The organism is Stenotrophomonas sp. 57, from assembly GCF_030291075.1.
Lineage (GTDB): Bacteria > Pseudomonadota > Gammaproteobacteria > Xanthomonadales > Xanthomonadaceae > Stenotrophomonas.
The window spans coordinates 1,022,633-1,048,447 of record NZ_CP127407.1 but is presented as its reverse complement, the minus strand read 5'-3'; the positions used below and the strand labels follow the sequence as shown (position 1 = coordinate 1,048,447).

Genomic DNA, 25,815 nt, shown 5'->3' with positions numbered 1-25,815 from the left:
GCAACCAGGAGCCCGCATGGACGCAACGCCCCCCGTGTCGCCCGCCCCCGCACCCGTGCCGCCGCCGCTGGCGACGGTACCGGCGTTCAGTGTCCAGGATGCCGACCACCTGCGCATGCTGGCCATCGCGCACTACGTGGTCGGTGGCCTGATCGTGCTGTTCTCGATGATCTTCATCCTGCACATCGTGATCGGCATCGCTGCGTTGACCGGCGCGCTGCCGTTCGAGTCCGACGGGCAGACCGCCTCGCAGCAGGAGCAGCGTCTGGTCGGCTGGGTGTTCACGCTGATGGGCTGCGCCATCGTGTTCGGCGGCATCACCCTGGGGACATTCGTGATCTATGCCGGCCGCTGCCTGGCCCGCCGCCGCCGCCATCTGCTGTGCCTGATCGCGGCCGGCCTGGCCTGCCTGTTCACGCCGGTCGGCACGGTGCTGGGGGTGTTCAGCCTGATCACCCTGCTGCGCCCGCAGGTGAAGGCCGCGTTCGCCGCTCCCGCCACGGCCGCATGACCGCCTCCGGCAATCCACCGCCACTGCCGCATCAGACCCTGGCGCAGCTGCAGCGGATCAGCCATCTGCAGACACTGAGCGTGCTGTTCTACGCCTTGGCCGGTTTCCACTGGATGGCCGCCGTGGCCTTCCTTGGCCTCAGTGGATGGGTGGCCCACTCGCGCGGGCTGGACGATGCCTGGATGCTCACCACGGTCTATGCCTCGATCGCCCTGCTGGCCATCGTGCTGGGCGTCGTGCAGCTGCATACCGCGCGCCTGCTGTCACGCCGCACTGGGCTGGTCTGGTGCCAGCGCGCGGCGTGGCTGGGCGTGCTGGCTGGCCCGCTGGGCATGGCGTTGACCGCCTATGCCTGGGTGTTCCTGTCCAAGCCGGAGATGACTGCGCTGTTTGACCGCGGCGACCATCTCAGCGTCTGAGCCAGCAGGCAGACGACCCGCCCTTCCCAGATCGCCCCGACATGTCCTCGCCTGCCCTCCCAACGACCGCCTCACCCACCCGCTACCGTTTCTCGGGCCCGAAGAAGCTGGCTTTCAGCGCCGTGCTGGCCGTGTTTGCGCTCAGCTGGGTGCAGCCGCTGTGGCCGACCGAACAAGCCCTGCACAGCACCCTGACCGTGATCGGCCTGGCCGCGCTGCTGTGGGTCGACCGTCGCGGTGGCTGGCTGGGCAACGGCGCTTTCATCGCCATCTGTGGCTTCATCGCCCTGCACTGCGTGGCGGCGCGCTGGCTGTACTCCAACGTGCCCTACGACGCGTGGGCGCAGGCGCTGACCGGATGGTCGCCCAACGCGGCATTCGGCTGGCAGCGCAACCATTTCGACCGCCTCATCCACTTCCTGTTCGGCGTCTGCTTCACCCCGGCGCTGCTGCAGCTGGCGCGCCATGCATGGCCGGCGCTGCGCCTGGGCCAGGCCTTCACCCTGGCGGTGATGACGGTGATGTGCGCCAGCCTGGTCTACGAGTGGTTCGAGTGGGGTATCGCGATGGCGCTGTCGCCGGATGCCGCCGAGGCCTACAACGGCCAGCAGGGTGACATGTGGGACGCGCACGCCGACATGTTGATGGCCACCGTCGGCAGCCTGCTGATCTGGCCGCTGGTCCGCCGGAGTTCCCCGTAATGAATACCTCCACCCGTATCGCCGTGCTTGCCTCGGGCCGCGGCAGCAACCTGCAGGCCATCCTCGACGCAATCGGCAGCGGCCGCCTGCAGGCCGAGGTGGTCGGCGTGTTCTCCGACCGCCCCGCTGCCGAGGCACTGCAACGCGTCGATCCGGGCCTGCGCTGGGCACATGCGCCGAAGGAATTCAGCGACCGCGCCGCCTACGAGCTGGCTCTTGGCGACGCGCTGGCAGCAGTACGGCCGGACTGGATCGTCTGCGCCGGCTACATGCGCATCCTCGGCGCGGCCTTCGTGCAGCGCTTTGATGGCCGCCTGGTCAACATCCATCCGTCGCTGCTGCCACTGCACAAGGGCCTGGATACGCACGCCCGGGCGCTGGAGGCCGGTGACGCCGAACACGGTGCCAGCGTGCACCTGGTGGTGCCGGAGCTGGACGCCGGCGCGGTACTGGCACAGGCGCGGGTGCCCGTACGGACCGGCGACGACGCGCAGGCCCTGGCCGAGCGCGTGCTGGCGGTGGAACACCCGCTGCTGATCGCCACCCTGCAGCTGCTCTGCGCGGGTCGCCTGGCTGAACGGGAAGGACAGCCCTGGCTGGACGGTCACCCCCTGTTTAGCCCGTTGGCCCTAGATTCCGCCGGAAACCTGAACCGGTAACGCCTTTGCACACGCCCCGCTGACTGCGGGGCTGGCATCCTGCCTCCTCCTGCGGTCCCTGTCCTTCATGAAGACCACGACACTGCTGTCCACTTCATTGCTGCTGTCGCTTGCCGTGCTCCCCGGCGTGGGCTGGGGCCAGCCACAGGCGCCCGCTGCGTCGCCGGCGCCGCCGCCGGCACCCGCTGCGCTGCCGCCGAACGAGCCGAGCGCGCCGTTGTTGCCGGCGCTGGCCTGGGAGCCGCCGCCGCTGCAGCCGTTCACCGCCACCTACCAGGCCTTCTACAAGGGCAAGGAGGCCGGTGATGCCAGCATGCAGGTCACCCACACCGGCGGCAGCCAGTGGCGGGTGGACATGCAGGTGGTCGGCCGCCGTGGCTTCGCCAGCGTGCTGGGCCTGAACATCGAACAGAGCACCGTGTTCGAGGAGCGCGGTGCCACCTATGCGCCGTTGAGCCAGAGCACCGTGCGCAAGGGCCTGTTCCTCGGCAAGAAGGCCGTCGGCACCTACAACTGGCAGGCCGGTACCGCGCAGTGGACCGGTGACGTCAAGAAGGAACGCGCGCAGCCGATCCCGCTGCAGCCCGGTGACCAGAGCGCGCTGCTGATCAACCTGGCAATCATGCGCGACGCCCGCCCGGGCGCCACCATGCATTACCGCTACGTGGACATGGGCAAGGTCCGCCAGCATGACTACCAGGCCGCACCGCAGACCGAGAACGTCGAGGTCGGCGACCTGTCCTACAACGCGCTGCGGGTCTACCGGACCAACGGCGGCAACAACGAAACCATCCTCTGGATCGCCAACGGTGTCCCCACCCCGGTGCGCATCCTGCAACGCGAAGACGGCGAAGACCGCGTCGACCTGCGCCTGATCGAATACCAAGGAGTCTGAGCATGAGCACCCTGACCCGTCCCCTCACCTGGATCGCCGCTGCCGCGCTGACCGTGGCAAGCCTGCCGGCGATGGCGCTGGAACCGTTCAAGGCCGATTACCTGGCCAGCTACATGGGCATGCAGGCCAACGGCAGCATGACGCTGAGCAGCGAAGGGGCCAACAAGTGGCGCTATACGCTGCAGGTGAAGAACCAGCTGGCCGACCTGAGCCAGAGCACCGTGTTCGAGGAAGTGCGTGGCCAGCTGCGCCCGCTCAGCAGCCAGGACCGTTCGGCCCTGCTGGTGAAGAAGCGCAACGTGCAGGCCAACTACAACTGGACTAGCAACCAGGCCACCTGGACCGGTGACATCAAGCCGGACCGCGCAGGACCGATCGCGTTGAAGACCGGCGACATGGATGCCCTGCTGATCAACCTGGCGATCGCCCGCGACCTGGCCGCCGGCAAGCCGCTGACCTACCGCATGGTCGACGAGGGCCGGATCAAGAACATGACCTACCGCGTGATCGGCAAGGAATCGATCACCGTGGGTGGCAAGAGCTACGAGGCCACCAAGGTCTCGCGTGCCGACGGCAACAAGGAGCTGATCGCCTGGATCGTGCCGGACTTCCCGGTGCCGGCGCGGATGCTGCAGCGTGAGGGCGGCCGCGATGCGCTGGACCTGACCATCAAGGCGATGAACTGACCCCACAGAAAAACGCCCGCTTGCGCGGGCGTTTTCTTATTTCTTCTCTTCCGCTTCGGCCGCCTTGAACTCGGTACGGCAGTCCACGCGGATCTGCTCGCCGGTGCTGCGCCAGACGAAGGTACGGCAATGGCGGTTGCCGTCCTGGCTGTCGTTCACCGCAACCGCATAGAACGACTCGATGATCTCGTCACGCGTGACCGTACCGTCGCCGTTCCAGTCCATGTCCTTCTGCTCGATGCCCTGGGTGATGGCGATGTTGGCGTACCAGGCATAGCCCAGCCACGCCAGCACGATCAGCACCAGCGCCAGCAGCGCCTTGCGACGCGGGCTGAATTTCCCGCGCAGGATCATGGCACGCGCCGGATGGTGGCGCCGAGCGAAGACAGCTTCTCTTCGATGTTCTCGTAGCCACGGTCAAGGTGGTAGATGCGGTCGATGGTGGTGTCACCGTCAGCCATCAGGCCGGCCAGGATCAGCGACGCCGACGCACGCAGGTCGGTGGCCATCACCGGTGCACCGCTCAGGTGCTCACTGCCACGCACGATGGCGGTGTGGCCTTCGACCTGGATGTCCGCGCCCAGGCGCAGCAGTTCGTTGACGTGCATGAAACGGTTCTCGAAGATCGTTTCGTTGATCACGCCCACGCCGTCGGCCACGCAGTTGAGCGCCATGAACTGCGCCTGCATGTCGGTCGGGAACGCCGGGTACGGCGCAGTGGTCAGGTTCACCGCCTTCGGCCGCTTGCCCTGCATGTCCAGGGTAATGGTGTCTTCGGTGGTGTCGATCTTGGCACCGGCCTCGACCAGCTTGGACAGCACGGCATCCATGGTGTTCGGGCGCGCGCGGTTGACGGTGACCTTGCCGCCGGTCATCGCTGCGGCCACCAGGAAGGTGCCGGTCTCGATGCGGTCGGGCAGCACTTCGTGGCGGCCACCGGACAGCCGCTCGACGCCTTCGATCACCAGGCGGGCGGTGCCCAGGCCTTCGATCTTCGCGCCCAGCGCGATCAGGCAGTGCGCCAGATCGGTCACTTCCGGTTCCATCGCACAGTTGTCGAGGATGGTGGTGCCTTCAGCCAGCACCGCGCCCATCAGCACGTTCTCGGTGCCGGTGACGCTGACCATGTCGAAGGTGAAGTGCCCACCCTTCAGCCGCTTGGCGGTGGCCTTGATGAAGCCATTCTCGACCACGATCTCGGCACCCAGCGCCTGCAGGCCCTTGATGTGCTGGTCGACCGGGCGCGAGCCGATCGCGCAGCCGCCCGGCAGCGACACTTCTGCGGCGCCGAAGCGGGCCAGCAGCGGGCCCAGCACCAGGATCGAGGCGCGCATGGTCTTGACCAGCTCATACGGTGCCACGTGCTGGTTCACCGGGCGCGGGTCGACCACGATCGCGCTGCCGCGCGACAGCGTGCCCTGGTCGATGGTGACGTTCGCGCCCAGTTCGCCCAGCAGCTTCACCGTGGTGACCACGTCGTGCAGGTGCGGCACGTTGGTGATCTCCACCGGCGCATCAGCCAGCAGGGTCGCGCAGAGAATGGGGAGGACGGCGTTCTTGGCGCCGGAGATGCTCACTTCACCGTGCAGCGCAGCGCCGCCGGTCACAACGATCTTGGCCATGTATTCGGGATCTTCTGCGGTTCAGCCGGCTTCGGCCGGGGTCACGGTTTTCAGCGCCAGCGCGTGGATCGCGCCGCCCATCAGGTCGCCCAGGGTGGCATACACCATGCGGTGGCGGGCCAGCGGCATCTTGCCGGCGAAGGCCTCGCAGACCACGGTCGCTTCGAAATGCACGCCATCGTCGCCCTGCACGTCGGCGCGGGCGCCGGGCAGGCCGGTTTCGATCAGATTGCGGATGGTGTCGGCGTCCAACGGGCTTTCCTAATAAAATGTGCCTCCATTCTACTTCCGCTGCGTGGCGTCCGCATGGCCGAATCCCTGTTGCCCCCCCGTTCCGTCGACCCTGCCGGCCTGGTCGCCAGCGGCCGCCGCGTCTTCGAGATCGAGCGGCAGGCGCTGGATGCCGTGGCCGACCGCCTCGGCGAGGCCTTCCAGCAGGCCTGCCAGGCGATCCTGGCCAGCCGCGGCCGGGTGGTCGCCACCGGCATGGGCAAGTCCGGGCATATCGCGCGCAAGATCGCCGCCACCCTGGCCTCCACGGGCACGCCCGCGTTCTACGTGCACCCGGGCGAAGCCGGCCACGGCGACCTGGGCATGATCACCGAGGACGACGTGGTGCTGGCCCTGTCCTATTCCGGAGAATCGGACGAAGTGCTGATGCTGCTGCCGGTGCTCAAGCGCCAGGGCAACGTGCTGATCTCCATGACCGGCCGTGCGCAGTCCAGCCTGGCTGCCGCCGCCGACGTCCACCTGGACGTGAGCGTGCCGGCCGAGGCCTGCCCGCTGGCGCTGGCGCCCACCTCCAGCACCACCGCCTCGCTGGCGATGGGCGATGCGCTGGCCGTGGCCCTGCTTGACGCACGTGGCTTCACCGCCGATGACTTCGCCCGTTCACACCCGGCTGGCAGCCTCGGCCGCCGCCTGCTGCTGCATATCACCGACGTGATGCATACCGGCGATGACCTGCCCCGCGTGGCCGCCGACGCCAGCCTCAGCGAAGCGCTGGTGGAAATGAGCCGCAAGCGGCTGGGCATGACCGCCGTGGTCGACGCCGACGGCGTATTGATCGGCCTGTTCACCGACGGCGACCTGCGCCGCGCGCTGGACAGTGCGCTGGACGTGCGCACCGCGAAGATCGCCGACGTGATGACCCGCAACCCGCGCACCATCGGTGCCGACCAGCTGGCCGTGGAGGCCGCCCGGCAGATGGAAACCCAGAAAATCAATGGCCTGATCGTGGTCGATGGCCACGGCCGCGCGGTCGGCGCCCTGAACATTCATGACCTGTTGCGGGCCCGGGTGGTTTAACCGAGAGTCCATAGACCCCATTCAGTCTGTAACGCCGCACCCGCCCCCAACGAGCCTGCCGCCCTGATGCCCTGGTCCCCCCTGCCCGCCTTCCCCGCCCACCTGCATGCCGCCGCGGCCCGTATCCGCCTGGCCTGCTTCGACGTGGACGGCACCCTCACCGACGGTCGGCTGTACTACGACAAGGACGGCAACGAGAGCAAGGCGTACTTCGTGCAGGACGGTCTGGGCCTGAAACTGCTGCAGCAGCACGGCATCCATCCGGTGCTGATCACCGCGCGCAACAGCCAGTCCGCGCTCAAGCGCGGCGCCGACCTCGGCATCGATACCCAGATCGCCGTGGGCGACAAGCTGGCCAGCGTGCAGGCCCTGTGCGCGCAGCACGGCATCGGCCTGGAACAGGTGGCGTTCATGGGCGACGACCTGCCCGACCTGGGCCCGCTGGGCGCGGTCGGCCTGGCCGTCGCCCCGGCCAATGCCCATCCGTGGATCGCCGAACGCGTGCACTGGCAGACCCGCGCCGAGGGCGGCCGTGGTGCCGCGCGCGAGCTGTGCGACGTGCTGCTGGCCGCCCAGGGCCGCGTGGATGCGGTGCTGGCGAGGTTCGGCGCATGAACCTGCCTGCACTGAACTGGCGCACCGTGCTCGGCATCGGCCTGCTGCTGGCCGCCCTGCTGAGCAGCTGGGCGGCGCTGCGCAACCGCGACAAGGGGCCGGCCAAGGGTGGCCAGGAAGTCGGCGTGGACTACGTCCTGCACGACTTCCAGATCGTCGCCCTCGACGAGCAGGGCAAGGAATCGACCACGCTGCGCGCGCCGCTGCTGGAGCGCCAGCGCGGTGACCAGACCATCAACATCGCCACCCCGCTGTTCGAGATGCCCGACAAGGATGGCCGGCACTGGACGCTGCGTGCCGAGACCGGCTGGCTCAGCGCCAAGGGCGACGAAATGAAGCTGCGCGGCAAGGTTGCCGGCGACAGCCCGGCCGGCCCCGGCGTGGTGCCGACCACCTTCCGCACCGACCACCTGGATGTGTTCCCGAAAGAGAACCGCGCCCGCACCGATGCCCTCGTGACCATGACCCGCCCGGGCATGGAGCAGTCCGGCGTCGGCTTCGAAGTGGATTCGAAGAACAACACGTATCATTTCCTCAGCCAGTCCAAGGGTCGTTACACGCCCAAGCACTGATTCCGCCACCAGCCTGCGACGTCTCCGGACAGGCGCAAGGCCGGCAGCCCCGCCCGCCCCCGGTTCGCCGGGTGGCCCTCACCGGTAGAACGGACCCCGATGAAGATTCCCTTTGCCGCAGTACTCGCGCTCGGACTGCTTGTTCCCGGCGCCGCCTTCGCCAAGTCCACCGACCGCAACGAAGACATGCACATCGATTCCGGCGCCCAGTCGGGCATGCTCACCGGCGACGGCAAGACCGTGCTGTCGCAGGGCGTGATCATCACCCAGGGCACGCTGGACCTGCGCTCGTCCGAGGCCGAGATCTACCTCAAGGACGGCGAGCCCGTGCGTGCGGTCTTCACCGGCAAGCAGGCCAAGATGAAGCAGCAGCTCGATGACGGCACCTGGATGGACGCGCTGGCTGATCGCATCGACTACGACATCAAGACCGAGATCATCACCCTGACCGGCAACTACAAGGTCACCAGCGCGCGCGGCACCAATGCCGGCCAGCGCATGGTCTACAACACCCGCACCGGCGAGATGAACTCCGGTGGTGACGGCAGCCGCGTGCGCACCGTCATCCCGCCGAAGAACAAGACCCCGGCTGCACCGGCAGCACAGCCCAAGGCCGCCACGCCGGCACAGCCGGCCGGGAGCAAGAAGTAATGCTCGTCGCCAAGGGCCTGCGCAAGAAGTACAAGCAGCGCGAAGTCGTCAAGGACTTCGGGCTTACCCTCGATGCCGGCGAAGTGGTCGGCCTGCTCGGTCCCAATGGTGCCGGCAAGACCACCTGCTTCTACATGATCGTCGGCCTGGTGGCTGCCGATGCCGGCAGCATCGTGCTCGACGGCAAGGACATCACCGGCGACCCGATGTACACCCGTGCCAAGCAGGGCGTGGGCTACCTGCCGCAGGAACCCTCGGTGTTCCGCAAGCTGACCGTGGCCGACAACATCCGGCTGGTGCTGGAACTGCGCGAGGACCTGGATTCGGCCGGCCGCGAGCGCGAGTTGAACGGGCTGCTGGACGAACTGCAGCTGGGTCATGTCGCCGACCAGCTCGGCGCCAGCCTGTCCGGTGGCGAACGCCGCCGCTGCGAGATCGCCCGCGCCCTGGCGGCGCAGCCGCGCCTGATCCTGCTCGACGAACCGTTTGCCGGCGTCGATCCGATTTCGGTCGGCGAGATCCAGCGCATCGTCACCCATCTCAAACAGCGCGGCATCGGCGTGCTCATCACCGACCACAACGTACGCGAAACCTTGGGTATCTGCGACCGCGCGTATATCCTCGCCGAGGGCAGCGTGCTGGCCCAGGGTTCGCCGGAGGCGATCCTGGACAATGCCGACGTGCGTCGGGTCTACCTTGGAGATTCCTTCAAGCTGTGACCGCAGTCGGCGGGTCCCTTTCCTTCCTTTCGGCACAGGCATGAAGACTCGGCTGCAGACATCGTTGGGACAGCACCTGGTGCTCACGCCCCAGCTGCAGCAGGCGATCAAGCTGCTGCAGATGTCCACCACCGAGCTGGAGCTGGAGATCGCGCAGGCAGTGGAGAGCAACCCACTGCTGGACTGGGCCGACAGCAACGACAGCAGCGCCGTCAATGAAGGCGGCGATGGCAACGACAACGAAGCGCCCGCAGAACGCAGCGAAGGCGACGACTGGGCGCCGGCCGAACTGGACTGGAGTGCGGCTGGCAGCGGTGGCAGCTTCGATGATGACGACGATACCGGCAGCGCTGCCGAGCGCGTGGCCGAAACCGAAACGCTGGCCGACCATCTGCTGTGGCAGCTGCACCTGTCGCATCTGTCCGCGCGTGACCGCAGCATCGGCGCGGCACTGATCGATGCACTGGACGATGACGGCTACCTGCGCGAACCGCTGGCCACCATCGCCGAAACCCTGTTGCCGGCGATCCACGCCGGCGAGGACGAGATCCTCGCGGTGCTGCATCGCATCCAGCGTTTCGATCCAGTGGGTGTGGCCGCACGCACGCTGGGCGAATGCCTGCAGCTGCAGCTGGACGTGCTGGCCGACGAAACGCCGGGCCTGCTGCTGGCGCGACAGATTGCCGCAGGACCGCTGGAGCGGTTGCCACGCAGCGGCGTCGCCGGGCTCGCGCATGAGCTGAAGCAGCCGCTGGACGAGGTCGTGACTGCCGTCGCACTGCTGCGCTCGCTGGACCCGCGCCCCGGCACGCAGATCGCGCCACTGTCGCAGGACACCTACGTGGTACCGGACGTAGTGGTGTGGCGCCAGAACGGCGTCTGGCGCGCAGCGCTGGCCGCGCACGCCGGGCCCAGGGTGGTGATCCATCGTGGCTACGAACAACTGATCCGCCGCTGCGGCGACGCCGATGCAGGCTACCTGCGGGCCCAGCTGCAGGAAGCGCGCTGGCTGCTGAAGGGCCTGCAGCAGCGCGGCGAGACCCTGCTGCGGGTGGTCCGCAGCCTGATCCTGCAGCAGTCGGGCTTCCTGGAGTTCGGCGAACAGGCCCTGCGCCCGCTGACCCTGCGCGAGATCGCCGCCGAGCTCGGCCTGCATGAATCCACGGTGTCGCGCGCGATCGCCCGCAAGCACGTGCGTACCCCGCGCGGCACCCTGCCGCTGCGCGCCTTCTTCGCCTCCGGCATCGATACCGAGGGCGGAGGCGAGGCGTCCAGCACGGCCATCCAGGCGATGATCCGGCGCCTGATCGACGACGAAAACCCGCGCAAGCCGCTTTCTGACGCCAAGCTGGCTGACCTGCTCAAATCGTCGGGAATTCCAGTAGCGCGACGCACCGTGGCGAAGTATCGTGAAGCCATGAACATTTCCGCCTCGCACGAAAGGGTCAGAATCGCTTGACGCGCCGCCGCGCCCGGCGGAGAGGTTCATTGGCACATCCGAACACAGGAGAAACCCGATGCGCATCGAAACGTTTGGCAAAGATGTCGAAGTCACCCCGGCCCTGCAGTCGTATGTAGAGGAGAAGCTGGCCCGGATCGGCAAACACTTCGACCAGCACTGCGAAGCGCGGGTGACCCTCAAGCTGCAGAAGACCGAACACCACGTCGACGCCAGCCTCAACATTCCCGGCCAGACCCTGCATGCCGAGGCCAATGCCCAGACCATGTATGCCGCGATCGACCTGCTTGCGGACAAGCTTGACCGTCTGGTGATCAAGCACAAGGAGAAAAAACAGCAGCACGCACCGCTGCCGGTGGGCGACAATGGTGGCTGATCGCCACTGTTCCCCGCAGACATGCCCCTGACTGACCTCCTGGCGGCCGTGCAGACCCAGCTCTGCACGGCCACCGACCGCGACAGCGTCCTGCAGGCCGCCGCCGGGTTGCTGGCCTGCCGCCAGGCCAACGCCGAACAGATCTATCTGAACCTGTGCCAGCGCGAAGCGCTGGGCAGCACCGCGATCGGCCACGGTATCGCCATTCCCCACGGCCGCGCGCCGACCCTGGAGCGCCCGCGGGGCGCCCTGCTGCGATTGGCCACCCCGGTCGACTTCGGTGGCGACGAGCCGGTGGACCTGGTGTTCGCGATGGCCGTTCCCGCCCACTACACCCACCAGCACCTGATGCTGCTGTCCGAGCTGGCCGAATTGTTTTCCGCTCCGGACATCCGCCAGGCACTACGCCAGGCCGGCGACGCGCGGGCCCTGCGCGAAGCGCTGGACATGACCCCGCCTGCGAGTGCCGCATGAATACCAGCATCACCGCCCGTGAACTGTTCGAACAGCAGCGCGAGCGGCTGGGCCTGCGCTGGGCTGCCGGCAAATCCGGCGAGAAGCGCGAGCTGGAGGCCGGCAATACGGTCTCGCGGCGCCCCTCGCTGGCCGGCTACCTCAATGCGATCTATCCCAACAAGGTGCAGATCCTCGGTACCGAGGAACTGTCCTGGCTGGATGCGCTGGAACCGCGCCAGCGTTGGGAGACCATCGAAAAGATCATGCAGTCGCATCCGCTGGCGCTGGTGCTGACCCGCAACCAGGCGTGCCCGGAAGACCTGCGCGCCGCCGCCGATGAATCCGGCACCCCGTTGTGGCTCTCGCCCAAGCGGGGCCACGAACTGCTCAACCACCTGTCCTACCACCTGGCGCGCACGCTGGCGCCGCGGGTGATCCTGCATGGCGTGTTCATGGAGATCTACTCCATCGGCGTGCTGATCACCGGCGAGGCCGGATCGGGCAAGAGCGAGCTGGCGCTGGAGCTGCTCAGTCGTGGCCATCGCCTGGTGGCCGACGATGCGCCCGAGTTCACCCAGATCGCACCCGACGTGCTCGACGGCACCTGCCCCGAACTGCTGCAGGACCTGCTGGAAGTGCGCGGCCTGGGCGTGTTGAACGTGCGCGAGATGTTCGGCGACACGGCTGTAAAGAAGAACAAGTACCTTCGGCTGATCGTCCACCTGACCAAGCCGATGACCGAACCCACCCCGCATGGCTACGAGCGCCTGACCGGCGATTCGGGCACCCGCCATGTGCTGGACCTGGACGTGCCGCTGATCACGCTGCCGGTGATGCCCGGCCGCAACCTGGCCGTGCTGACCGAAGCGGCCACCCGCCTGCATATCCTGCGTACCAAGGGCATCGACCCGGCGGCGATGTTCATCGCCCGCCACAGCAACCTGCTGGAACGGCGAACACCCTGATTCCCCTGCCCTTCGAAGAGCCTGTCCATGAGCACCGTCACCCCCTCCGCCCCGACCCTGATGATCGTCAGCGGCCTGTCCGGCTCGGGTAAATCCGTCGCCCTGAAGACCTTCGAGGACCAGGACTACTACTGCTCGGACAATCTGCCGATCAACCTGCTTCCGGACTTCGTGCGCAGCCTGCTGGCCCATCACGGCGGCGCCGCGCCGCGCCGGTTGGCGGTAGGCATCGATGTGCGCGGCCAGGCCGACCTGAGCCAGCTGGGGGAATGGCGGCAGCTGGCCGCCGACGCCGGCGTGGACGTGAAGGTGCTGTTCTTCGAAGCCAGCGACGAGACGCTGCTCAAGCGCTACGCCGACACCCGCCGTCGCCATCCGCTGAGCCAGCTGGGGCTGTCCCTGCCCGAAGCCATCGCCCGCGAACGCGAGTTGACCGCACCGCTGCGCCGCGAGGCCGATGCGGTGATCGACACCAGCAGCCTCAACGTGCACCAGCTGCGGCGGCGGATCATCACCGAGTTCGCAATGGACCATGCCACTGGCCTGTCGCTGCTGTTCGAATCGTTCGCCTACAAGCGCGGCGTGCCGGCCGAAGCGGACTTCGTGTTCGACGCGCGGGTGCTGCCCAATCCGCACTGGGATCCGGACCTGCGGGCGCTGAGCGGGCGCGAACCCGGCGTGCGCGATTACCTGGAAGCGCAGCCGGATGTGCAGCGCTACCTGGCCCAGCTGATGGACTTCCTTGATACCTGGCTGCCGAAGCTGGGCGATGGCACCCGCAGCTACGTGACCGTGGCGTTCGGCTGCACCGGCGGCAAGCACCGCTCGGTGTTCCTGGCCGAGCGCCTGGCTCGGCATGCCCGCGAGATGGGCTGGGAAGACGTGGCCACGTACCACCGCGAACAGGATTGAGAGGGGGTCGGCCGGGCTGCGCCCGGCACCCGCTGTAGAGTCGAGCCATGCTCGACTGAAGCAACGTCAAAAGCCGGCATTCCCCGGGTGACGGGGTGCGTCAGCAAGCGGGGGACGCTGCAAGTACGTCCCTGTAAGCTCGGTCGCCGCATCCATGCGGCTCCCCCCCCCCCGCTTGCTGACCCACCCCGCCTTCGACAGATTCCTGCGATCTGTCGGGACGCTATTGTGTGCTGCTGTTGGCGGGTGTCGACCTTGGTCGACACGGCAGATCCACGCCATGCGTGGATGAGTCCCGGTCAGGCATCGAAAAACGCATGGGGTCGGATCCCTTTTCCAGAGAAAAAGGGCTCTGACCCTGGCAACGCTGAATACGGGACACAGTGCCCCTCTCCTGCTGCTATCGCCAATTCACCTTGACCTGTTAACGTGCAGTAATGACCTGTGGCATTCTCCTCGTAACACATCCCGGGGTCGGGACCGCCCTGCTTGACGTGGCGACCCGGCTCCTGCGGCATCTGCCGCTGAAAACCGAAGCTTTCGAAGTACCGTTCGACGCAGACCTGGACGCTCTTCTCCCGCTTGCCTCGGCCGCGCTGCGGCGGGTCGATGGCGGTGAAGGTGTGCTGATCCTGACCGACCTGTACGGCGCCAGCCCCGCCAACCTCGCCGGGCAGCTGGCCCGGCTGGGGACCCCGGTTCGCCGGGTGTCGGCGCTGAGCCTGCCGATGTTGCTGCGGGTGATGAATTATCCGGAACAGGGACTGGATCAACTGCCTGCCACAGCCGCGGCGGGTACCCGTAATGGAGCGATAGTCGACGATGCTTGAACGAGAACTCACCGTGAGCAACCGCCTGGGCCTGCATGCCCGGGCCACCGCCAAACTGGTGCAGACCCTGGCGCCGTTCCGCTGCAACGTGACCATGGCCGCCAAGGGCCGTGAGATCAACGCCAAGAGCATCATGGGCGTGATGCTGCTGGCCGCCGGCCAGGGCACTCCGGTCACCGTGCGCATCAACGGCGAGGACGAAGCTGCCGCGATGGAGGCGGTGGTCGGCCTGTTCGAACGCCGTTTCGACGAGGACAGCTGAGCGTGCCACGCGCACGCGCCGGCCAGCCCCCTTCCGGCCAACGGCCGGTACTGCTGCTGGCCGGCCATGGTGCCGCCCGCGGCACGGCAATGGGCCGCGCCCGCGTGCGCCTGCCGCATGCACTGGAAGTGGCCGAGCAGCGCGTTGCCGCCAACCAGATCGAGGCCGAACTGGCCCGCCTGCACCGGGCGGTGGATGCCGCACGCACGGAAATGCACGAGCTGCGCCAGCGCCTGCACGGTGCACTGAACCAGGAAGTGGGCGAGTTCCTCGACCTGCACGCGCTGCTGCTGGATGATCCCGAGCTGCTGTATGGCCTGGATGAGCTGATCCGCAGCGGTCCGTACAGCGCCGGCTACGCGTTGCGCCTGCAGCGCGACCGGCTGGCCAAGGTCTTCGACGGCATGGACGATGCCTACCTGAAAAGCCGCATGGACGACCTCGACCATGTGATCGGCCGCATCCATGCCTTCCTGCAGCCCGAGCGCCCACCTGCGGTCAAGGGCCTGGCCGGGGAAATCCTGGTCTGCGACAACATCGCACCTTCGGAACTGGCCCAGCTGCAGGCACAGGGCGTGGTCGGCATCGTCACCGCCGCCGGCAGCGCGCTGTCGCACAGCGCGATCCTCGCGCGCAGCCTGCATCTGCCCTTGATCGTCAACGTGCCGCAGCTGCTCAGCCGCGTTGCCGACGGCGACGTGCTGATCATCGATGGCGCCGACGGCAGCATCACCGCCAATCCGCAGGCCGACAATCTGCGCGACTACCGCGCGCGATTGAAGGAACACGCGCGCGAACAGCGCGAGCTTGGCCGCCTGCGCAGCAAGCCCAGCCGCACCCGCGACCAGGTCGACATCGCCCTGCTGGCCAATGCCGAATCGCTGGAGGATGTGACACAGGCGCATGCGCTGGGCGCCCACGGCCTGGGCCTGTACCGCACCGAATTCCTGTTCCTGCAGCGCAACGAGCTGCCCGACGAAGAAGAGCAGTTCCAGACCTACCGCGATGCCGCCCTGGGCATGAGCGGGCGACCGGTCACCATCCGCACCCTGGACCTGGGTGCGGACAAGGCTGATCGCACCGGCCTGACCCTGAGCAACGAGGAGAATCCCGCATTGGGCCTGCGCGGCGTGCGCCTGTCGCTGGCGCGACCGAAGGTGGCCGACACCCAGCTGCGTGCGATCCTGCGTGCCTCGGCCTACGGCAAGCTGCGGGTGCTGGTGCCGATGGTCAGCACCCGCGAGGAACTGCTGGCAGTGCGCCGGCGCATGCTCAAGCTGACCGAACAGCTGCGCAGCGAAGGCCACCTGGTATCCGACCACGTGCCACTGGGCGCGATGATCGAAGTCCCGGCCGCTGCACTGGCGCTGGAGAGCTTCATCGACCTGGTCGACTTCCTGTCGATCGGCACCAACGACCTGGTGCAGTACCTGCTGGCGGCCGACCGCAACAACGAAGCGCTGGGTGAGTTGTATTCGCCGTTGCACCCGGCGGTGCTGCGGCTGCTGCAGATGGTGATCGAGACCGGCGCGCGGCATCGCATCCCGGTGGCGGTCTGCGGCGAGATGGCCGGCGATGCGCGGATGACACCGCTGCTGCTGGCACTGGGCCTGACCGAATTCAGCCTGCACCCGGGCACGCTGCTGGAGGTTCGCCGCGCCATCCGCGAGGCCGACCTGGCGACATTGCGCACGCGCGCACCCAAGCTGCTGGCCGCGCGCGACCGCCGCGCCATCGAGCGCTGGCTGGCGCTGGTAGCCGATACGCCCTGACGCGCGGTCTGGCGGGGTCAGATCCCTTTGCCGCAGGAAAAGGGATCTGACCCCTTTGCCCGGCGGCTATGCGTTGAAACATCCCCTTGCGATAATGACGCGCTGAACACCCCTGTTGCCGCATCCTTGCCGGGATCGCGGCTTTTCTTATCCCCGCGGGAGCTGCGATGGCTGAAGCTGTACGCCACGACAAGACTGCGCGCCAACTGCGGATGTTGTCCGATGCACTGGACAGCGGCCGGCTGGGCCCGGTGCGTCGCCTGGTCAACACCCTGGCCCCGGCCGAGATCGGCAACCTGCTCGAGTCGCTGCCGCCGGGCAAGCGCGAGGTGGTGTGGGGCCTGGTCGATCCGGAAGATGACGGTGAGGTGCTGGTCCACGTCGGCGAGGACGTGCGCGAAAGCCTGCTCGCCGACATGGACCCGGACGAGATCATCGCTGCGGTCGAAGACCTGGACATCGACGATCTGGCCGACCTGGTCGAGGACCTGCCGGACACGGTCATCGACGAGGTCCTCAAGTCGATGGACCGCGAGAACCGCGAGCGCCTGGAACAGGTGCTGTCCTATCCCGAGGACAGCGCCGGCCGCCTGATGAACCCGGACGTGGTGACCGTGCGCGCCGACGTCAACGTCGACGTGGTGCTGCGCTACCTGCGCCTGCGCGGTGAACTGCCGGACCACACCGACCACCTGTTCGTGGTCAGCCGCCGCCACCAGTACCTCGGCCGGGTGTCGCTGGCAGCACTGGTAACCCACGAGGACACCACCCCGATCAACCGCCTGATCGACGACGAGCAGCCGGCCATCGACGTCGGCGAAAGCGACCAGGAAGTCGCCCGCCAGTTCTCCGACCATGACTGGATCTCCGCGCCGGTGGTGGATGACAACAACATCCTGATCGGCCGCATCACCATCGATGACGTGGTCGACATCATCCGCGGCCAGGCCGAGCACCAGGCGCTCGGCGCCGCCGGTCTGGACGAGGACGAGGATCTGTTCAGCCCGGTCTGGCGCGCGATGCGTCGCCGCCTGATGTGGCTGTCGGTCAACCTGTGCACGGCCTTCCTGGCCTCCAGCGTGGTCGGCCATTTCGAAGGCACGATCGACAAACTGGTGGCGCTGGCGGTGCTGATGCCGATCGTCGCCGGCCTCGGCGGCAACGCCGGTACCCAGGTGCTGGCACTGATGGTGCGCGGCCTGGCGCTGGGTCAGGTGGGCGCCTCCAACGCCCGCACCCTGCTGTGGAAGGAAGTGCGGGTCGCGCTGCTGAACGGCGTGATGCTGGGTTCGGTGCTGGGGCTGATCGTGCTGGCCTGGTTCCACTCGCCCGGGTTGTCCGCGGTGATTGCCATCGCATTGACCTGCAACCTCCTGTTCGCTGCCTTGGCGGGCGTGCTGGTGCCGTTGACGCTGAAACGCTTCGGCTTCGACCCAGCGCTGGCCAGCGGCATCTTCCTGACCGCCGTGACCGACTCGATGGGCTTCTTCACCTTCCTAGGCCTGGCCACTCTGGTGCTGCTGCACTGATCCCTGCAGGGTCGGATCCGCGCAACGCGGGGCTCTGACCCGTCCCCAACTGAATCCCTATGGCAACCACGATCGAAAACTACTTCCAACCCGGCTGGCGCGATCAGCAGCACACCTGCCCGGCCTGTGAATGGAAGGGCAGCTCGCGCGCCATGGAAATGGAGCTGGACGAGGACGCCACCGAGTACGACTGCCCGGTCTGCGAGAACCCGCTGCTGGTGGTGCTGCACCCGGACATCGCGCAGGTGCAGGCCGCCGCTGCCGACGGCAATGCCGAAGCACAGGAGCAGCTGGACATCATCGCCAGTTTTCCGCGGCCGGAGTGACGCGGCGCATGATGCTGCGTTGACCCACGCCGGGCTACGATGCGGGTGACCCTACCGCCTCGGAAACGCCCATGGTCCGTTCGATGTCACGCTGGCTGCCGATGCTGGCCTTTCTGATGATGACGGGCTGTGCCTCGCTGCCGGACAGCGCGCGCGGACGCTTCGAGGCCCGCGCAGTGAAGGTGGATGGCGAAACGGCCTACTACCAGGTGTTCATTCCGGCGGCATCGGCGCGCACGCCGGGCTCGCTGCCGGTCGTGCTGTTCCTGCACGGCTCGGGCGAGCGCGGCGGCGATGGCGTCAAGCAGACGTACGCGGGACTGGGCCCTTACCTGCGCGAGCACCCCGACTTCCCTGCGCTGGTGGTGTTCCCGCAGGCTCCCCGGCATTCAGAGTGGAGCGGTCGCAACAACCGCATGGCCGTGGCCGCGCTGGATGCCGCCATTGCCGAGTTCGATGCCGATCCGGCACGCCAGTACCTGACCGGCATGTCGATGGGCGGCTACGGCAGCTGGAACATCGCACTGGACGATCCACGTCGCTTTGCTGCGATCGTGCCGGTATGCGGTGCCGTGTTCGCACCGCGCTCGAGGCGACCGACCCTGTTCGTCGAGCAGGTGGCCCACGAAGCCGACCCGTATGCGGTCATCGCCCAGCGCCTGCGGCACACCCCGATCTGGATCTTCCACGGCGCACTGGATGACGTGGTCCCACCGGAGGACGATCGCAGGCTGTACGCGGCCTTCCAGGGCGTCAACGCACCTGACGTGCGCTATACCGAGTACCCGGAAGGCAACCACAACGCCTGGGATGCCACCTACGCGGACCCGGCGGTGTGGGATTGGCTGTTCAAGCAGAAGCGTTGAACCACAACGTCCGGTGGTTGCCCACCAAGGTTGGAGCCTGGTTTGGGTAGGTACCCACTAAGGTTGGAACCTGCTTTCGGTGGGTGCCAACCTTGGTTGGCACTATCTGTCCGCCCCATGAACTCCGCCTTGGCACAGGAACCCTCGAGTTCCCACTCACACCACGCATGCGGGTACTCGCCAAGCTGCGTTGCCAGCCCCGCCCTGATCGGATTCGCCATCACATACATTGCGTGCCGGAACAGCGATTCATCAGAGCGGATCGCGTGATCGTGATAGCAGGACTGCCAGAAGCGCCCCACCCTGCCCAGTACCCTGTTTGTGTACACCGCCGTACGCGACGTGAAGCGCTTCATGACAACGTCGAGCGATGCAGCGCGCAGCTGCATCAACCAGTGGATGTGATCCGGCATGACCACGTAGGCGATCGAATGGGTCAGACCTTCCAGATCCAGACGCTGGAACTGCTGGATGGCGGTAACCGCAACGGCGTCATTGGCGAACAGAGCCGCCCGGTCATGCACGTTCGTGGTGAGGATGTAGCTCTGGCCGATACTGGAATGACGGCCTAGCAGGAGACGGGTGCTGTTCATGCAGAACAGCATGGGCGGGCGCATGTTCGCTGGACATCAGGAATTCACCTTCGCCCGGGTAGGCCAGTGCCAACCAAGGTTGGCACCCACCAGAGCGATCAGCCCAGCAGGGTTTCCAGCACGGCCATGCGCACGGCGACGCCGTTGGCGACCTGGCGCAGCACCCACGACTGCGGGCCGTCGGCCACCTCGTCGGTCACTTCCACGCCGCGGTTGATCGGGCCCGGGTGCAGCACCGCCGCATCCTTGCCGGCACGTGCCAGGCGCTCATTGGTCAGGCCGTACTGAGCGTGGTACTGCTCCAGCGACGGCACCAGGCCTTCTTCCATGCGCTCGCGTTGCAGGCGCAGCATCATCAACGCGTCGACGCCTTCCAGCATCGCATCGAAATCATCGCCGACCACGCAGCCCTTCAGCGTCTCGTCGTCCGGCAGCAGCGACTGCGGGCCGCACACGCGGATCTCGCCCACGCCCAGCGTGCGCAGCGCGTGCAGGTCGGTGCGGGCCACGCGCGAGTGCTTCACGTCGCCGACGATCACCACCTTCAGCTTCGAGAAATCCGGGCCCTTGGCCTGGCGCAGGGTCAGCATGTCCAGCAGGCCCTGGGTCGGGTGCGAACTGCGGCCGTCACCGGCGTTGATCAGCGCAGTGCCCTCGCCCGCCGCGTCGGCCAGTGCGGCCACGGCACCGTCATCGGGATGGCGCACGACGAAACCGCGCACGCCCATCGCTTCCAGGTTGCGCAGCGTGTCGCAGGCGGTTTCGCCCTTGCGCGTGGACGAGGTCGAGGCATCGAAGTTCAGCACGTCGGCGCCCAGGCGCTGCGCGGCCAGCTGGAACGAACTGCGGGTGCGGGTGGACGGTTCGAAGAACAGCGTGCATACCGCCGAACCGCCCAGAACGTGGCGCTTGTTGCCGACGCGGCCGACCGCAGCATCGCGGATCTGCCCGGCGCGGTCGAGCAGCTGCAGCAGGGTTTCGCGCGGCAGGCCCTCCAGGGTCAGCAGATGGCGCAGGCGTCCGGAGGCATCGATTTGCTGGGCGGTCATGGCGGTGTCGGGCAGTCAGGGAATGGGGGTGGCGTCGTCCGGGGACGACAGCCAGCGGTCGATGATCACCGCCGCAGCCACGGCATCGAGGGCGGCCGCGTCGCGGCGGCGCTTGCGCCCTTCGGCGCGCTCGACAGCGAAGCGGCGGGCGGCCTCGACCGAGCTGGAACGCTCGTCGATCATCACCACCGGCAGCTTGAAGCGTTCCCGCAGCTGGCGGGCGAAGCCCTGCGCGCGCTTGCGGTTGGGCTGGTCCTGGCCATCCAGGGTCAGCGGGTCGCCGACCACCAGGCCGTCGGGCTTCCATTCCTTGAGCAGGCGTTCGATCGCGGTCCAGTCCGGGCCGTTGCCGTGCACATCGACCACGGCCACTGCGCGCGCATGCGACGCGAACGCACTGCCGATTGCCACGCCGATCCGTCGCGAGCCGACATCGAAACCCAGAACGGTACCGTCACGGCGAATCGCCGGGGCAGGCGATATCGGTGCGGGCGCGGCCGGCTCAGACATGGCCGCTGTAATCCGTCAGCCGGAACAGGTCCACGCCGATACGCGAGGCCGCTCCCTGCCAGCGCTGCTCCAGCGGCAGCTGGAACACCAGCTCGGCGTCGGCCGGCACGGTCAGCCAGCTGTTCTCGGACAGCTCGCTTTCCAGCTGCCCCGCGCCCCAACCGGCACAGCCAAGGGTTACCACAGCGTTGGCCGGGCCTTCGCCACGTGCCATCGCTTCGAGGATGTCGCGCGAGGTGGTCAGGTACAGGCCGTCGCCCACGGTCAGGCTGGAATCCCACGCCCGTGCGTCGTCATGGATGACGAAGCCGCGTTCCGGATGCACCGGACCACCGTTGAGCACCATGCGCGCCTGCAGGTCGCCATCACCGGTGGTGATATCCATCTGCGCAAGCACTTCACCCAGCGTGTATTCGGACGGCTGGTTGACCAGCACGCCCATCGCCCCGTTCTCGTCGTGCTGGCAGATCAGCGCAACGCTGCGGGCAAAGGTCGCGTCGAGCAGCGACGGCAGCGCGACGAGCAGGTGATCGGCAAGGGAGGTCGGCGTTACGGGCATGGCCCTATTCTAGCGGCTGGGCGCGCCGGGCGCCTCCACCCGGCGGTCACGCCGCGCATAATGACGTCCCACCGCGCAGGAGTTCGACGTGTCCGGTTACTGCCTCATCGCCCCGGGCCATCCGGTGCACGACTACTACCACGCCAACGAGTACGGCTTCCCGCAGCGTGACGAGCGCGAGCTGTTCGAACGGCTGGTGCTTGAGATCAACCAGGCCGGCCTGAGCTGGGAAACGATCCTGAAGAAACGCGAGGGTTTCCGTGCAGCCTATGACGGCTTCGATGTGGACCGCGTGGCGGCCTATGCCGAGCAGGACATCGAACGCCTGTTGTCGGACGCGGGCATCATCCGCAACCGGCTGAAGGTGCTGGCGGCCATCCACAACGCGCAGGTGATCCAGCAGCTGCGGGCCAGTCATGGCAGCTTCGCGGCGTGGCTGGATGCGCATCACCCGCGCAGCAAGGCCGACTGGGTGAAGCTGTTCAAGAAGACGTTCCGCTTCACCGGTGGCGAGATCACCGGCGAGTTCCTGATGAGCCTCGGCTACCTGCCGGGGGCGCATGCCGAGGACTGCCCGGTGCATGCGCGGCTGCTGACGCTGTCGCCGCCGTGGCTGAAGGCCGCCGACCGCTGATGGATATCCGGCGCGCATGGCCCGGCGCTACCACGCGTGGGTTCCGGTAGTGCCGGCCGCTGGCCGGCACCGCCGTTGAACGCTCACACCCCCATGTAACGGCCCGGGCGGTGGTTGAACATCAGCACCAGGCTGAGCACCACCGCGCCGATGGCCGAGTACAGCACCTTCGACGGCGACAGCACGAAGAACGCGGCCACCATCAGGCAGGCGTCGTAGGACATCTGCACCTTGCCCGCGCTCCAGCCACGGGTGCGCTGCAGGTACACCGCCAGGATGCCGATGCCACCAAGGCTGGCACGGTGGCGGATGAAGAACAGGATGCCCAGGCCCGACAACGCGCCACCGACGATGGCCGAGTACAGCGGGTGGATGTGCGAGAAATCGATCCAGCGCGGCAGCAGGTCGGTCAGCACGCCACAAGCGGTGACCGCGGCAAAGGTCTTCAGGGTGAATTCCCAGCCCATGCGCCGCACCGCCACCCAGTAGAAGGGCAGGTTGACCAGCACGAACACCACGCCGAAGTTCCAGTCCAGTGCGTAATGCAGCAGGAATGCCATGCCGGCCATGCCGCCGATCATCAGCCCGCTCTTGGCAAAGATGGCCAGGCCCAGCGAGGCCACCATGGTGGCCAGCACCATGCCCTGCACGTCCTCGGCAATCGAGTGACGCAGCGCTTTTTCATCGGCGGTGGTGCCGGCGCTGTCGGGCGGCGGGGTCAGCGGACCGGCGGTGACCAGGTGGCCGTCAGCGTCGTCGCACGGCGCGGGGCCATGGGAGGGAAGGGACATGCGGGTGGGGGAACAGCAGGTGGGGAGCGCTATTAGACACGATCCGCATGACAGTTGCAGATGAAATCGTTCAGCTGAATGCGCTTCACCCTGCCCTCCGCCGGCCGTTGGTTACCCCTTGCCGACCAGGTGGTGCGCCACCAGCGCGTTGGCGTGCCCATGGCCCAGGCCGTGCTCGCTCTTCAGGAAGCTGACCAGTTCCATGTGCCTGAGCCCCTTCTTCTTGGCCAGCAGCCCGAACCAGTGCGCCACCGGCTGACCGTAGGTCTTTTCGATGGAGGGGAAATACGAGGCCGGGCCTTTCGGCTTGGTGTCAGTGCTCATCTGCAGCTCCCGTCGAAGTCATTCATTCGACGGACCACAGTCCCTGAAATCGACATCCCCACACGTCTACACAGAATGAGGTAAGGGCGCTTTGCTTGCGAAGCACTGCTTCGCAAGCGCCCGAACGCACAGCGGCCAGCGGCTGGGCCGGGCCCCGTAGGGGACGTGCGCCGTCCCCCGCAACCTGAGCCATCCCGCCTCCGGCAGGAAGCCAGCTTTTGACGTTGCCGTTGACCTTGATTCGGCAGGTGCCGGGCGCAGCCCGGCCGTATCATTCCCTCATGCCCCGTGAAAACCTCAACGACCTGCAGGCCTTCGTGCACGTTGCCCGCGCGGGCAGCTTCACCAGGGCCGCCGCCCAGCTGGGTGTCTCCCAGTCTGCGCTCAGCCACGCCATGCGCGGCCTGGAGCAGCGCCTGGGCCTGCGCCTGCTGACCCGCACCACGCGCAGCGTGTCCACCACCGAGGCCGGCGCCCACCTGCTGGAAACGCTTGCCCCGCGCCTGGCCGAGATCGAGGACGGACTGGCCGCGCTGGCCGAGTATCGCGAGCGCCCGGCCGGCACCATCCGCATCAACGCCACCGGCCACGCCGCCGAATACATCGCCTGGCCGCGGTTGGCACCGCTGCTGCAGCACTACCCGGACCTCAAGGTGGAACTGACCGCCGACTACGGACTGGCCGACATCGTCGCCGAGCGCTACGACATCGGCATCCGTCTGGGCGAGCGGCTGGCCCGCGACATGATCGCCGTGCCGGTCAGTCCGCCGCTGCGCATGCGCGTGGTCGGCGCACCCAGCTACTTCCGCCAACACGTGGTACCCCGGCACCCGGACGACCTGGCCGCGCACAACTGCGTAACCCTGCGCCTGCCCACCCATGGCGGGCTGATGCCGTGGGATTTCGGCCAGGACGGTAGCGAACTGAGCGTGCGCGTGAGCGGCCAGTGGATCTTCAACAGCATGGGCATGACCCGGGCCGCCGCGCTGGCCGGCAGCGGCCTGGCCTGGCTGCCGGAAGACCAGGTGCAGCCAATGCTGGACGATGGCCGGCTGCAATCGGTGCTGGACGACTGGTGCCCGCACTTCGATGGCTACTACGCGTACTACCCGTCGCGCCGGCATGTAACGGTGGCGATGCGCACGGTGCTGGATGCGCTGCGTGGGCCGATGGGGGGCTGAGGAGTGCGGACCAACGGTCCGCACCCACCACCAACAGCCTGCACCCACCCGGTGGTCAGCCCTTGGCTTGCGCCGCACGCTGCGCGTTGTAGCGCTCGCCGACGATCGACACTTCATCCAGCGCCTGTGCGATGCGCTGCAGTTCCTCTGGCGCCAGCTGCAGGTCGGCGGCGCCCAGGTTCTCTTCCAGGCGATGGATTTTGGTCGTGCCCGGAATCGGCACGATCCACGGAGCCTGCGCCAGCAGCCACGCCAGTGCCACCTGCGCCGGGGTCGCACCGCGTGCTGCGGCAATCGTGCTGATGCGATCGACCAGCGCCTGGTTGGCGCGACGCGCTTCCACTTCGAAACGCGGCACGCTGTTGCGGAAATCGTTGGCGTCGAAGGTGGTGTCGGCGTTGATCGCGCCGGTCAGGAAGCCACGGCCGAGCGGGCTGAACGGCACGAAGCCGATGCCCAGCTCCTGCAGGGTCGGCAGCAATTCGCGCTCCGGCTCGCGCCACCACAGCGAGTACTCGCTCTGCACCGCAGCCACCGGCTGCACCGCATGCGCGCGGCGTACGGTAGCGGCGCTGGCCTCGGACAGGCCGAAGTGACCGACCTTGCCCTCGGCAATCAGGTCGCGCACGGTGCCGGCCACATCCTCGATCGGCACGTCCGGGTCGACGCGGTGCTGGTAGAACAGGTCGATATGGTCGGTGCGCAGGCGCTTCAGGCTGGCCTCGGCCACCGCGCGGATGTTTTCAGGGCGGCTGTCCAGACCGGTATCGGTGCGCGCATCCTTGAAGCCGAACTTGGTGGCGATCACCAGCTTGCTGCGGTAGGGCGCCAAGGCCTCACCGAGCAGGTCTTCATTGGTGTACGGGCCGTACACTTCGGCGGTGTCGAAGAAGGTGACGCCGCGTTCCACGGCAGCGTGCAGCAGAGCGATGCCCTGGCTGCGCTCGACCGGCTGGCCATAGGCATGGGTCAGGCCCATGCAGCCCAGGCCGAGGGCGGAAACCTTCAGGCCGCTGCGGCCGAGTTCACGTGTCTGCATCGTCGTGCTCCGGAGGGGGAGCGC

The 25,815-nt window shown here is 67.5% G+C and carries 33 protein-coding genes and 1 pseudogene; 24 read left to right on the top strand and 10 right to left on the bottom strand.

Annotation, left to right across the window (positions count from 1 at the left end; translation table 11 throughout):
* Nucleotides 1-16: 16 nt before the first annotated feature.
* The 6 genes from QP512_RS04805 to QP512_RS04780 all read left to right on the top strand — a co-directional run bounded on the left by QP512_RS04805 (nucleotide 17) and on the right by QP512_RS04780 (nucleotide 3,871).
* On the top strand, nucleotides 17-511 hold the full coding sequence (locus QP512_RS04805; protein ID WP_286071131.1) for a hypothetical protein: 495 nt from the start codon (nucleotides 17-19) through the stop codon (nucleotides 509-511).
* A complete protein-coding gene (locus QP512_RS04800) occupies nucleotides 508-930 on the top strand; it encodes a hypothetical protein (protein WP_286071130.1) in 423 nt (140 codons plus the stop codon). The genes QP512_RS04805 and QP512_RS04800 overlap by 4 nt, the downstream gene beginning before the upstream one ends.
* A gap of 41 nt (nucleotides 931-971) precedes the next feature.
* The gene (locus QP512_RS04795) at nucleotides 972-1,631 is read left to right on the top strand and encodes a DUF2238 domain-containing protein (RefSeq protein ID WP_286071129.1); all 660 of its coding nucleotides are present in this window, start codon (nucleotides 972-974) and stop codon (nucleotides 1,629-1,631) included.
* Nucleotides 1,631-2,290 (top strand): phosphoribosylglycinamide formyltransferase, encoded by a 660-nt coding sequence (gene purN, locus QP512_RS04790; protein WP_286071128.1) that lies wholly within the window; start codon nucleotides 1,631-1,633, stop codon nucleotides 2,288-2,290. The genes QP512_RS04795 and purN overlap by 1 nt, the downstream gene beginning before the upstream one ends.
* A 67-nt stretch (nucleotides 2,291-2,357) precedes the next feature.
* Nucleotides 2,358-3,185, top strand: coding sequence for a DUF3108 domain-containing protein (locus QP512_RS04785; RefSeq protein ID WP_286071127.1), 828 nt, complete (start codon nucleotides 2,358-2,360; stop codon nucleotides 3,183-3,185).
* A 2-nt stretch (nucleotides 3,186-3,187) separates the two neighbouring features.
* Entirely contained in the window at nucleotides 3,188-3,871 is a 684-nt protein-coding gene (locus QP512_RS04780) for a DUF3108 domain-containing protein (RefSeq protein ID WP_286071126.1), read from the top strand.
* Nucleotides 3,872-3,907: 36 nt separating this feature from the next.
* Here the strand turns inward: QP512_RS04780 and QP512_RS04775 are convergent, their stop codons facing one another.
* Genes QP512_RS04775 through QP512_RS04765 form a run of 3 tightly spaced genes read right to left on the bottom strand, consistent with a single transcriptional unit; the run spans nucleotide 3,908 to nucleotide 5,745 of the window.
* Nucleotides 3,908-4,225, bottom strand: coding sequence for an EF-hand domain-containing protein (locus QP512_RS04775; RefSeq protein WP_286071125.1), 318 nt, complete (start codon nucleotides 4,223-4,225; stop codon nucleotides 3,908-3,910).
* Nucleotides 4,222-5,493: a UDP-N-acetylglucosamine 1-carboxyvinyltransferase gene (gene murA, locus QP512_RS04770; RefSeq protein ID WP_286071124.1), complete on the bottom strand. Its 1,272-nt coding sequence runs from the start codon at nucleotides 5,491-5,493 to the stop codon at nucleotides 4,222-4,224. The genes QP512_RS04775 and murA overlap by 4 nt, the downstream gene beginning before the upstream one ends.
* A gap of 21 nt (nucleotides 5,494-5,514) precedes the next feature.
* Complete coding sequence (locus QP512_RS04765) at nucleotides 5,515-5,745, bottom strand: BolA family protein (RefSeq protein WP_005408396.1); 231 nt, start codon at nucleotides 5,743-5,745, stop codon at nucleotides 5,515-5,517.
* A gap of 54 nt (nucleotides 5,746-5,799) precedes the next feature.
* On the opposite strand from QP512_RS04765, the gene QP512_RS04760 reads away from it, so the two are divergent.
* The 16 genes from QP512_RS04760 (at nucleotide 5,800) to QP512_RS04685 (ending at nucleotide 19,111) form a co-directional block, all read left to right on the top strand.
* The gene (locus QP512_RS04760) at nucleotides 5,800-6,801 is read left to right on the top strand and encodes a KpsF/GutQ family sugar-phosphate isomerase (RefSeq protein ID WP_286071123.1); all 1,002 of its coding nucleotides are present in this window, start codon (nucleotides 5,800-5,802) and stop codon (nucleotides 6,799-6,801) included.
* Nucleotides 6,802-6,867: 66 nt separating this feature from the next.
* Nucleotides 6,868-7,416 (top strand): HAD hydrolase family protein, encoded by a 549-nt coding sequence (locus QP512_RS04755; protein ID WP_286071122.1) that lies wholly within the window; start codon nucleotides 6,868-6,870, stop codon nucleotides 7,414-7,416.
* Entirely contained in the window at nucleotides 7,413-7,988 is a 576-nt protein-coding gene (lptC, locus tag QP512_RS04750; protein ID WP_286071121.1) for an LPS export ABC transporter periplasmic protein LptC, read from the top strand. The genes QP512_RS04755 and lptC overlap by 4 nt, the downstream gene beginning before the upstream one ends.
* 99 nt (nucleotides 7,989-8,087) lie before the next feature.
* Nucleotides 8,088-8,639 carry a lipopolysaccharide transport periplasmic protein LptA gene (gene lptA / locus QP512_RS04745; RefSeq protein ID WP_164083650.1) on the top strand — a complete coding sequence of 184 codons (552 nt, stop codon included), beginning with the start codon at nucleotides 8,088-8,090 and terminating at the stop codon, nucleotides 8,637-8,639.
* Nucleotides 8,639-9,358: an LPS export ABC transporter ATP-binding protein gene (gene lptB / locus QP512_RS04740; RefSeq protein WP_005408391.1), complete on the top strand. Its 720-nt coding sequence runs from the start codon at nucleotides 8,639-8,641 to the stop codon at nucleotides 9,356-9,358. Before lptA ends, lptB begins: the two co-directional genes overlap by 1 nt.
* Before the next feature lie 40 nt (nucleotides 9,359-9,398).
* The gene (locus QP512_RS04735; protein WP_286071120.1) at nucleotides 9,399-10,817 is read left to right on the top strand and encodes an RNA polymerase factor sigma-54; all 1,419 of its coding nucleotides are present in this window, start codon (nucleotides 9,399-9,401) and stop codon (nucleotides 10,815-10,817) included.
* 58 nt (nucleotides 10,818-10,875) lie between these two features.
* Nucleotides 10,876-11,193 (top strand): ribosome-associated translation inhibitor RaiA, encoded by a 318-nt coding sequence (gene raiA, locus QP512_RS04730; protein WP_004147311.1) that lies wholly within the window; start codon nucleotides 10,876-10,878, stop codon nucleotides 11,191-11,193.
* Nucleotides 11,194-11,214: 21 nt separating this feature from the next.
* Nucleotides 11,215-11,667, top strand: a complete 453-nt coding sequence (locus QP512_RS04725) for a PTS sugar transporter subunit IIA (RefSeq protein ID WP_286071119.1) — start codon at nucleotides 11,215-11,217, stop codon at nucleotides 11,665-11,667.
* Complete coding sequence (gene hprK / locus QP512_RS04720) at nucleotides 11,664-12,614, top strand: HPr(Ser) kinase/phosphatase (RefSeq protein WP_005408388.1); 951 nt, start codon at nucleotides 11,664-11,666, stop codon at nucleotides 12,612-12,614. Before QP512_RS04725 ends, hprK begins: the two co-directional genes overlap by 4 nt.
* Nucleotides 12,615-12,641: 27 nt before the next feature.
* A complete protein-coding gene (gene rapZ / locus QP512_RS04715; protein WP_164083653.1) occupies nucleotides 12,642-13,526 on the top strand; it encodes an RNase adapter RapZ in 885 nt (294 codons plus the stop codon).
* Between the two features lie 437 nt (nucleotides 13,527-13,963).
* On the top strand, nucleotides 13,964-14,356 hold the full coding sequence (locus QP512_RS04710; RefSeq protein WP_164082419.1) for a PTS fructose IIA subunit family protein: 393 nt from the start codon (nucleotides 13,964-13,966) through the stop codon (nucleotides 14,354-14,356).
* On the top strand, nucleotides 14,349-14,618 hold the full coding sequence (locus QP512_RS04705; RefSeq protein WP_005408385.1) for an HPr family phosphocarrier protein: 270 nt from the start codon (nucleotides 14,349-14,351) through the stop codon (nucleotides 14,616-14,618). The genes QP512_RS04710 and QP512_RS04705 overlap by 8 nt, the downstream gene beginning before the upstream one ends.
* A gap of 2 nt (nucleotides 14,619-14,620) precedes the next feature.
* Nucleotides 14,621-16,390, top strand: coding sequence for a phosphoenolpyruvate--protein phosphotransferase (gene ptsP, locus QP512_RS04700; RefSeq protein WP_164082420.1), 1,770 nt, complete (start codon nucleotides 14,621-14,623; stop codon nucleotides 16,388-16,390).
* A gap of 167 nt (nucleotides 16,391-16,557) precedes the next feature.
* Nucleotides 16,558-17,919 carry a magnesium transporter gene (gene mgtE / locus QP512_RS04695; protein WP_008266103.1) on the top strand — a complete coding sequence of 454 codons (1,362 nt, stop codon included), beginning with the start codon at nucleotides 16,558-16,560 and terminating at the stop codon, nucleotides 17,917-17,919.
* 59 nt (nucleotides 17,920-17,978) lie between these two features.
* The gene (locus QP512_RS04690) at nucleotides 17,979-18,245 is read left to right on the top strand and encodes a hypothetical protein (protein WP_014036236.1); all 267 of its coding nucleotides are present in this window, start codon (nucleotides 17,979-17,981) and stop codon (nucleotides 18,243-18,245) included.
* Nucleotides 18,246-18,316: 71 nt separating this feature from the next.
* Nucleotides 18,317-19,111 (top strand): prolyl oligopeptidase family serine peptidase, encoded by a 795-nt coding sequence (locus QP512_RS04685; protein WP_286071118.1) that lies wholly within the window; start codon nucleotides 18,317-18,319, stop codon nucleotides 19,109-19,111.
* Nucleotides 19,112-19,251: 140 nt separating this feature from the next.
* On the opposite strand, the pseudogene QP512_RS04680 reads toward QP512_RS04685, so the two are convergent.
* The 4 genes and pseudogenes from QP512_RS04680 to QP512_RS04665 all read right to left on the bottom strand — a co-directional run.
* A pseudogene (locus tag QP512_RS04680) lies at nucleotides 19,252-19,704 on the bottom strand (transposase); the annotation flags it as partial.
* Nucleotides 19,705-19,802: 98 nt separating this feature from the next.
* Complete coding sequence (locus QP512_RS04675) at nucleotides 19,803-20,753, bottom strand: aspartate carbamoyltransferase catalytic subunit (protein WP_164082423.1); 951 nt, start codon at nucleotides 20,751-20,753, stop codon at nucleotides 19,803-19,805.
* Nucleotides 20,754-20,768: 15 nt separating this feature from the next.
* Entirely contained in the window at nucleotides 20,769-21,236 is a 468-nt protein-coding gene (gene ruvX / locus QP512_RS04670; RefSeq protein WP_286071989.1) for a Holliday junction resolvase RuvX, read from the bottom strand.
* 19 nt (nucleotides 21,237-21,255) lie between these two features.
* Complete coding sequence (locus QP512_RS04665) at nucleotides 21,256-21,822, bottom strand: YqgE/AlgH family protein (protein WP_005408377.1); 567 nt, start codon at nucleotides 21,820-21,822, stop codon at nucleotides 21,256-21,258.
* An 88-nt stretch (nucleotides 21,823-21,910) separates the two neighbouring features.
* On the opposite strand from QP512_RS04665, the gene QP512_RS04660 reads away from it, so the two are divergent.
* A complete protein-coding gene (locus QP512_RS04660) occupies nucleotides 21,911-22,456 on the top strand; it encodes a DNA-3-methyladenine glycosylase I (protein WP_164082424.1) in 546 nt (181 codons plus the stop codon).
* 83 nt (nucleotides 22,457-22,539) lie between these two features.
* On the opposite strand, the gene QP512_RS04655 is transcribed toward QP512_RS04660, so the two are convergent.
* A complete protein-coding gene (locus QP512_RS04655; RefSeq protein ID WP_029379885.1) occupies nucleotides 22,540-23,247 on the bottom strand; it encodes a YitT family protein in 708 nt (235 codons plus the stop codon).
* Nucleotides 23,248-23,358: 111 nt separating this feature from the next.
* Complete coding sequence (locus QP512_RS04650; RefSeq protein WP_164082426.1) at nucleotides 23,359-23,571, bottom strand: DUF4287 domain-containing protein; 213 nt, start codon at nucleotides 23,569-23,571, stop codon at nucleotides 23,359-23,361.
* Nucleotides 23,572-23,852: 281 nt separating this feature from the next.
* Here QP512_RS04650 and QP512_RS04645 point away from each other — a divergent pair, with 281 nt between their 5' ends.
* A complete protein-coding gene (locus QP512_RS04645; protein ID WP_164082427.1) occupies nucleotides 23,853-24,752 on the top strand; it encodes a LysR family transcriptional regulator in 900 nt (299 codons plus the stop codon).
* A gap of 55 nt (nucleotides 24,753-24,807) precedes the next feature.
* Here the strand turns inward: QP512_RS04645 and QP512_RS04640 are convergent, their stop codons facing one another.
* Entirely contained in the window at nucleotides 24,808-25,791 is a 984-nt protein-coding gene (locus QP512_RS04640; protein ID WP_164082428.1) for an aldo/keto reductase, read from the bottom strand.
* Nucleotides 25,792-25,815 lie beyond the last annotated feature (24 nt).

What these genes read in the sequence shown, in the direction of transcription:
- QP512_RS04805 (WP_286071131.1), top strand. Translation starts at nt 17, where the DNA reads ATGGACGCAACGCCCCCCGTGTCGCCCGCCCCCGCACCCGTGCCGCCG.
- QP512_RS04800 (WP_286071130.1), top strand. Translation starts at nt 508, where the DNA reads ATGACCGCCTCCGGCAATCCACCGCCACTGCCGCATCAGACCCTGGCG.
- QP512_RS04795 (WP_286071129.1), top strand. Translation starts at nt 972, where the DNA reads ATGTCCTCGCCTGCCCTCCCAACGACCGCCTCACCCACCCGCTACCGT.
- purN (WP_286071128.1), top strand. Translation starts at nt 1,631, where the DNA reads ATGAATACCTCCACCCGTATCGCCGTGCTTGCCTCGGGCCGCGGCAGC.
- QP512_RS04785 (WP_286071127.1), top strand. Translation starts at nt 2,358, where the DNA reads ATGAAGACCACGACACTGCTGTCCACTTCATTGCTGCTGTCGCTTGCC.
- QP512_RS04780 (WP_286071126.1), top strand. Translation starts at nt 3,188, where the DNA reads ATGAGCACCCTGACCCGTCCCCTCACCTGGATCGCCGCTGCCGCGCTG.
- QP512_RS04775 (WP_286071125.1), bottom strand. Translation starts at nt 4,225, where the DNA reads ATGATCCTGCGCGGGAAATTCAGCCCGCGTCGCAAGGCGCTGCTGGCG.
- murA (WP_286071124.1), bottom strand. Translation starts at nt 5,493, where the DNA reads ATGGCCAAGATCGTTGTGACCGGCGGCGCTGCGCTGCACGGTGAAGTG.
- QP512_RS04760 (WP_286071123.1), top strand. Translation starts at nt 5,800, where the DNA reads ATGGCCGAATCCCTGTTGCCCCCCCGTTCCGTCGACCCTGCCGGCCTG.
- QP512_RS04755 (WP_286071122.1), top strand. Translation starts at nt 6,868, where the DNA reads ATGCCCTGGTCCCCCCTGCCCGCCTTCCCCGCCCACCTGCATGCCGCC.
- lptC (WP_286071121.1), top strand. Translation starts at nt 7,413, where the DNA reads ATGAACCTGCCTGCACTGAACTGGCGCACCGTGCTCGGCATCGGCCTG.
- lptA (WP_164083650.1), top strand. Translation starts at nt 8,088, where the DNA reads ATGAAGATTCCCTTTGCCGCAGTACTCGCGCTCGGACTGCTTGTTCCC.
- lptB (WP_005408391.1), top strand. Translation starts at nt 8,639, where the DNA reads ATGCTCGTCGCCAAGGGCCTGCGCAAGAAGTACAAGCAGCGCGAAGTC.
- QP512_RS04735 (WP_286071120.1), top strand. Translation starts at nt 9,399, where the DNA reads ATGAAGACTCGGCTGCAGACATCGTTGGGACAGCACCTGGTGCTCACG.
- raiA (WP_004147311.1), top strand. Translation starts at nt 10,876, where the DNA reads ATGCGCATCGAAACGTTTGGCAAAGATGTCGAAGTCACCCCGGCCCTG.
- QP512_RS04725 (WP_286071119.1), top strand. Translation starts at nt 11,215, where the DNA reads ATGCCCCTGACTGACCTCCTGGCGGCCGTGCAGACCCAGCTCTGCACG.
- hprK (WP_005408388.1), top strand. Translation starts at nt 11,664, where the DNA reads ATGAATACCAGCATCACCGCCCGTGAACTGTTCGAACAGCAGCGCGAG.
- rapZ (WP_164083653.1), top strand. Translation starts at nt 12,642, where the DNA reads ATGAGCACCGTCACCCCCTCCGCCCCGACCCTGATGATCGTCAGCGGC.
- QP512_RS04710 (WP_164082419.1), top strand. Translation starts at nt 13,964, where the DNA reads ATGACCTGTGGCATTCTCCTCGTAACACATCCCGGGGTCGGGACCGCC.
- QP512_RS04705 (WP_005408385.1), top strand. Translation starts at nt 14,349, where the DNA reads ATGCTTGAACGAGAACTCACCGTGAGCAACCGCCTGGGCCTGCATGCC.
- mgtE (WP_008266103.1), top strand. Translation starts at nt 16,558, where the DNA reads ATGGCTGAAGCTGTACGCCACGACAAGACTGCGCGCCAACTGCGGATG.
- QP512_RS04690 (WP_014036236.1), top strand. Translation starts at nt 17,979, where the DNA reads ATGGCAACCACGATCGAAAACTACTTCCAACCCGGCTGGCGCGATCAG.
- QP512_RS04685 (WP_286071118.1), top strand. Translation starts at nt 18,317, where the DNA reads ATGGTCCGTTCGATGTCACGCTGGCTGCCGATGCTGGCCTTTCTGATG.
- QP512_RS04675 (WP_164082423.1), bottom strand. Translation starts at nt 20,753, where the DNA reads ATGACCGCCCAGCAAATCGATGCCTCCGGACGCCTGCGCCATCTGCTG.
- QP512_RS04665 (WP_005408377.1), bottom strand. Translation starts at nt 21,822, where the DNA reads ATGCCCGTAACGCCGACCTCCCTTGCCGATCACCTGCTCGTCGCGCTG.
- QP512_RS04655 (WP_029379885.1), bottom strand. Translation starts at nt 23,247, where the DNA reads ATGTCCCTTCCCTCCCATGGCCCCGCGCCGTGCGACGACGCTGACGGC.
- QP512_RS04650 (WP_164082426.1), bottom strand. Translation starts at nt 23,571, where the DNA reads ATGAGCACTGACACCAAGCCGAAAGGCCCGGCCTCGTATTTCCCCTCC.
- QP512_RS04645 (WP_164082427.1), top strand. Translation starts at nt 23,853, where the DNA reads ATGCCCCGTGAAAACCTCAACGACCTGCAGGCCTTCGTGCACGTTGCC.
- QP512_RS04640 (WP_164082428.1), bottom strand. Translation starts at nt 25,791, where the DNA reads ATGCAGACACGTGAACTCGGCCGCAGCGGCCTGAAGGTTTCCGCCCTC.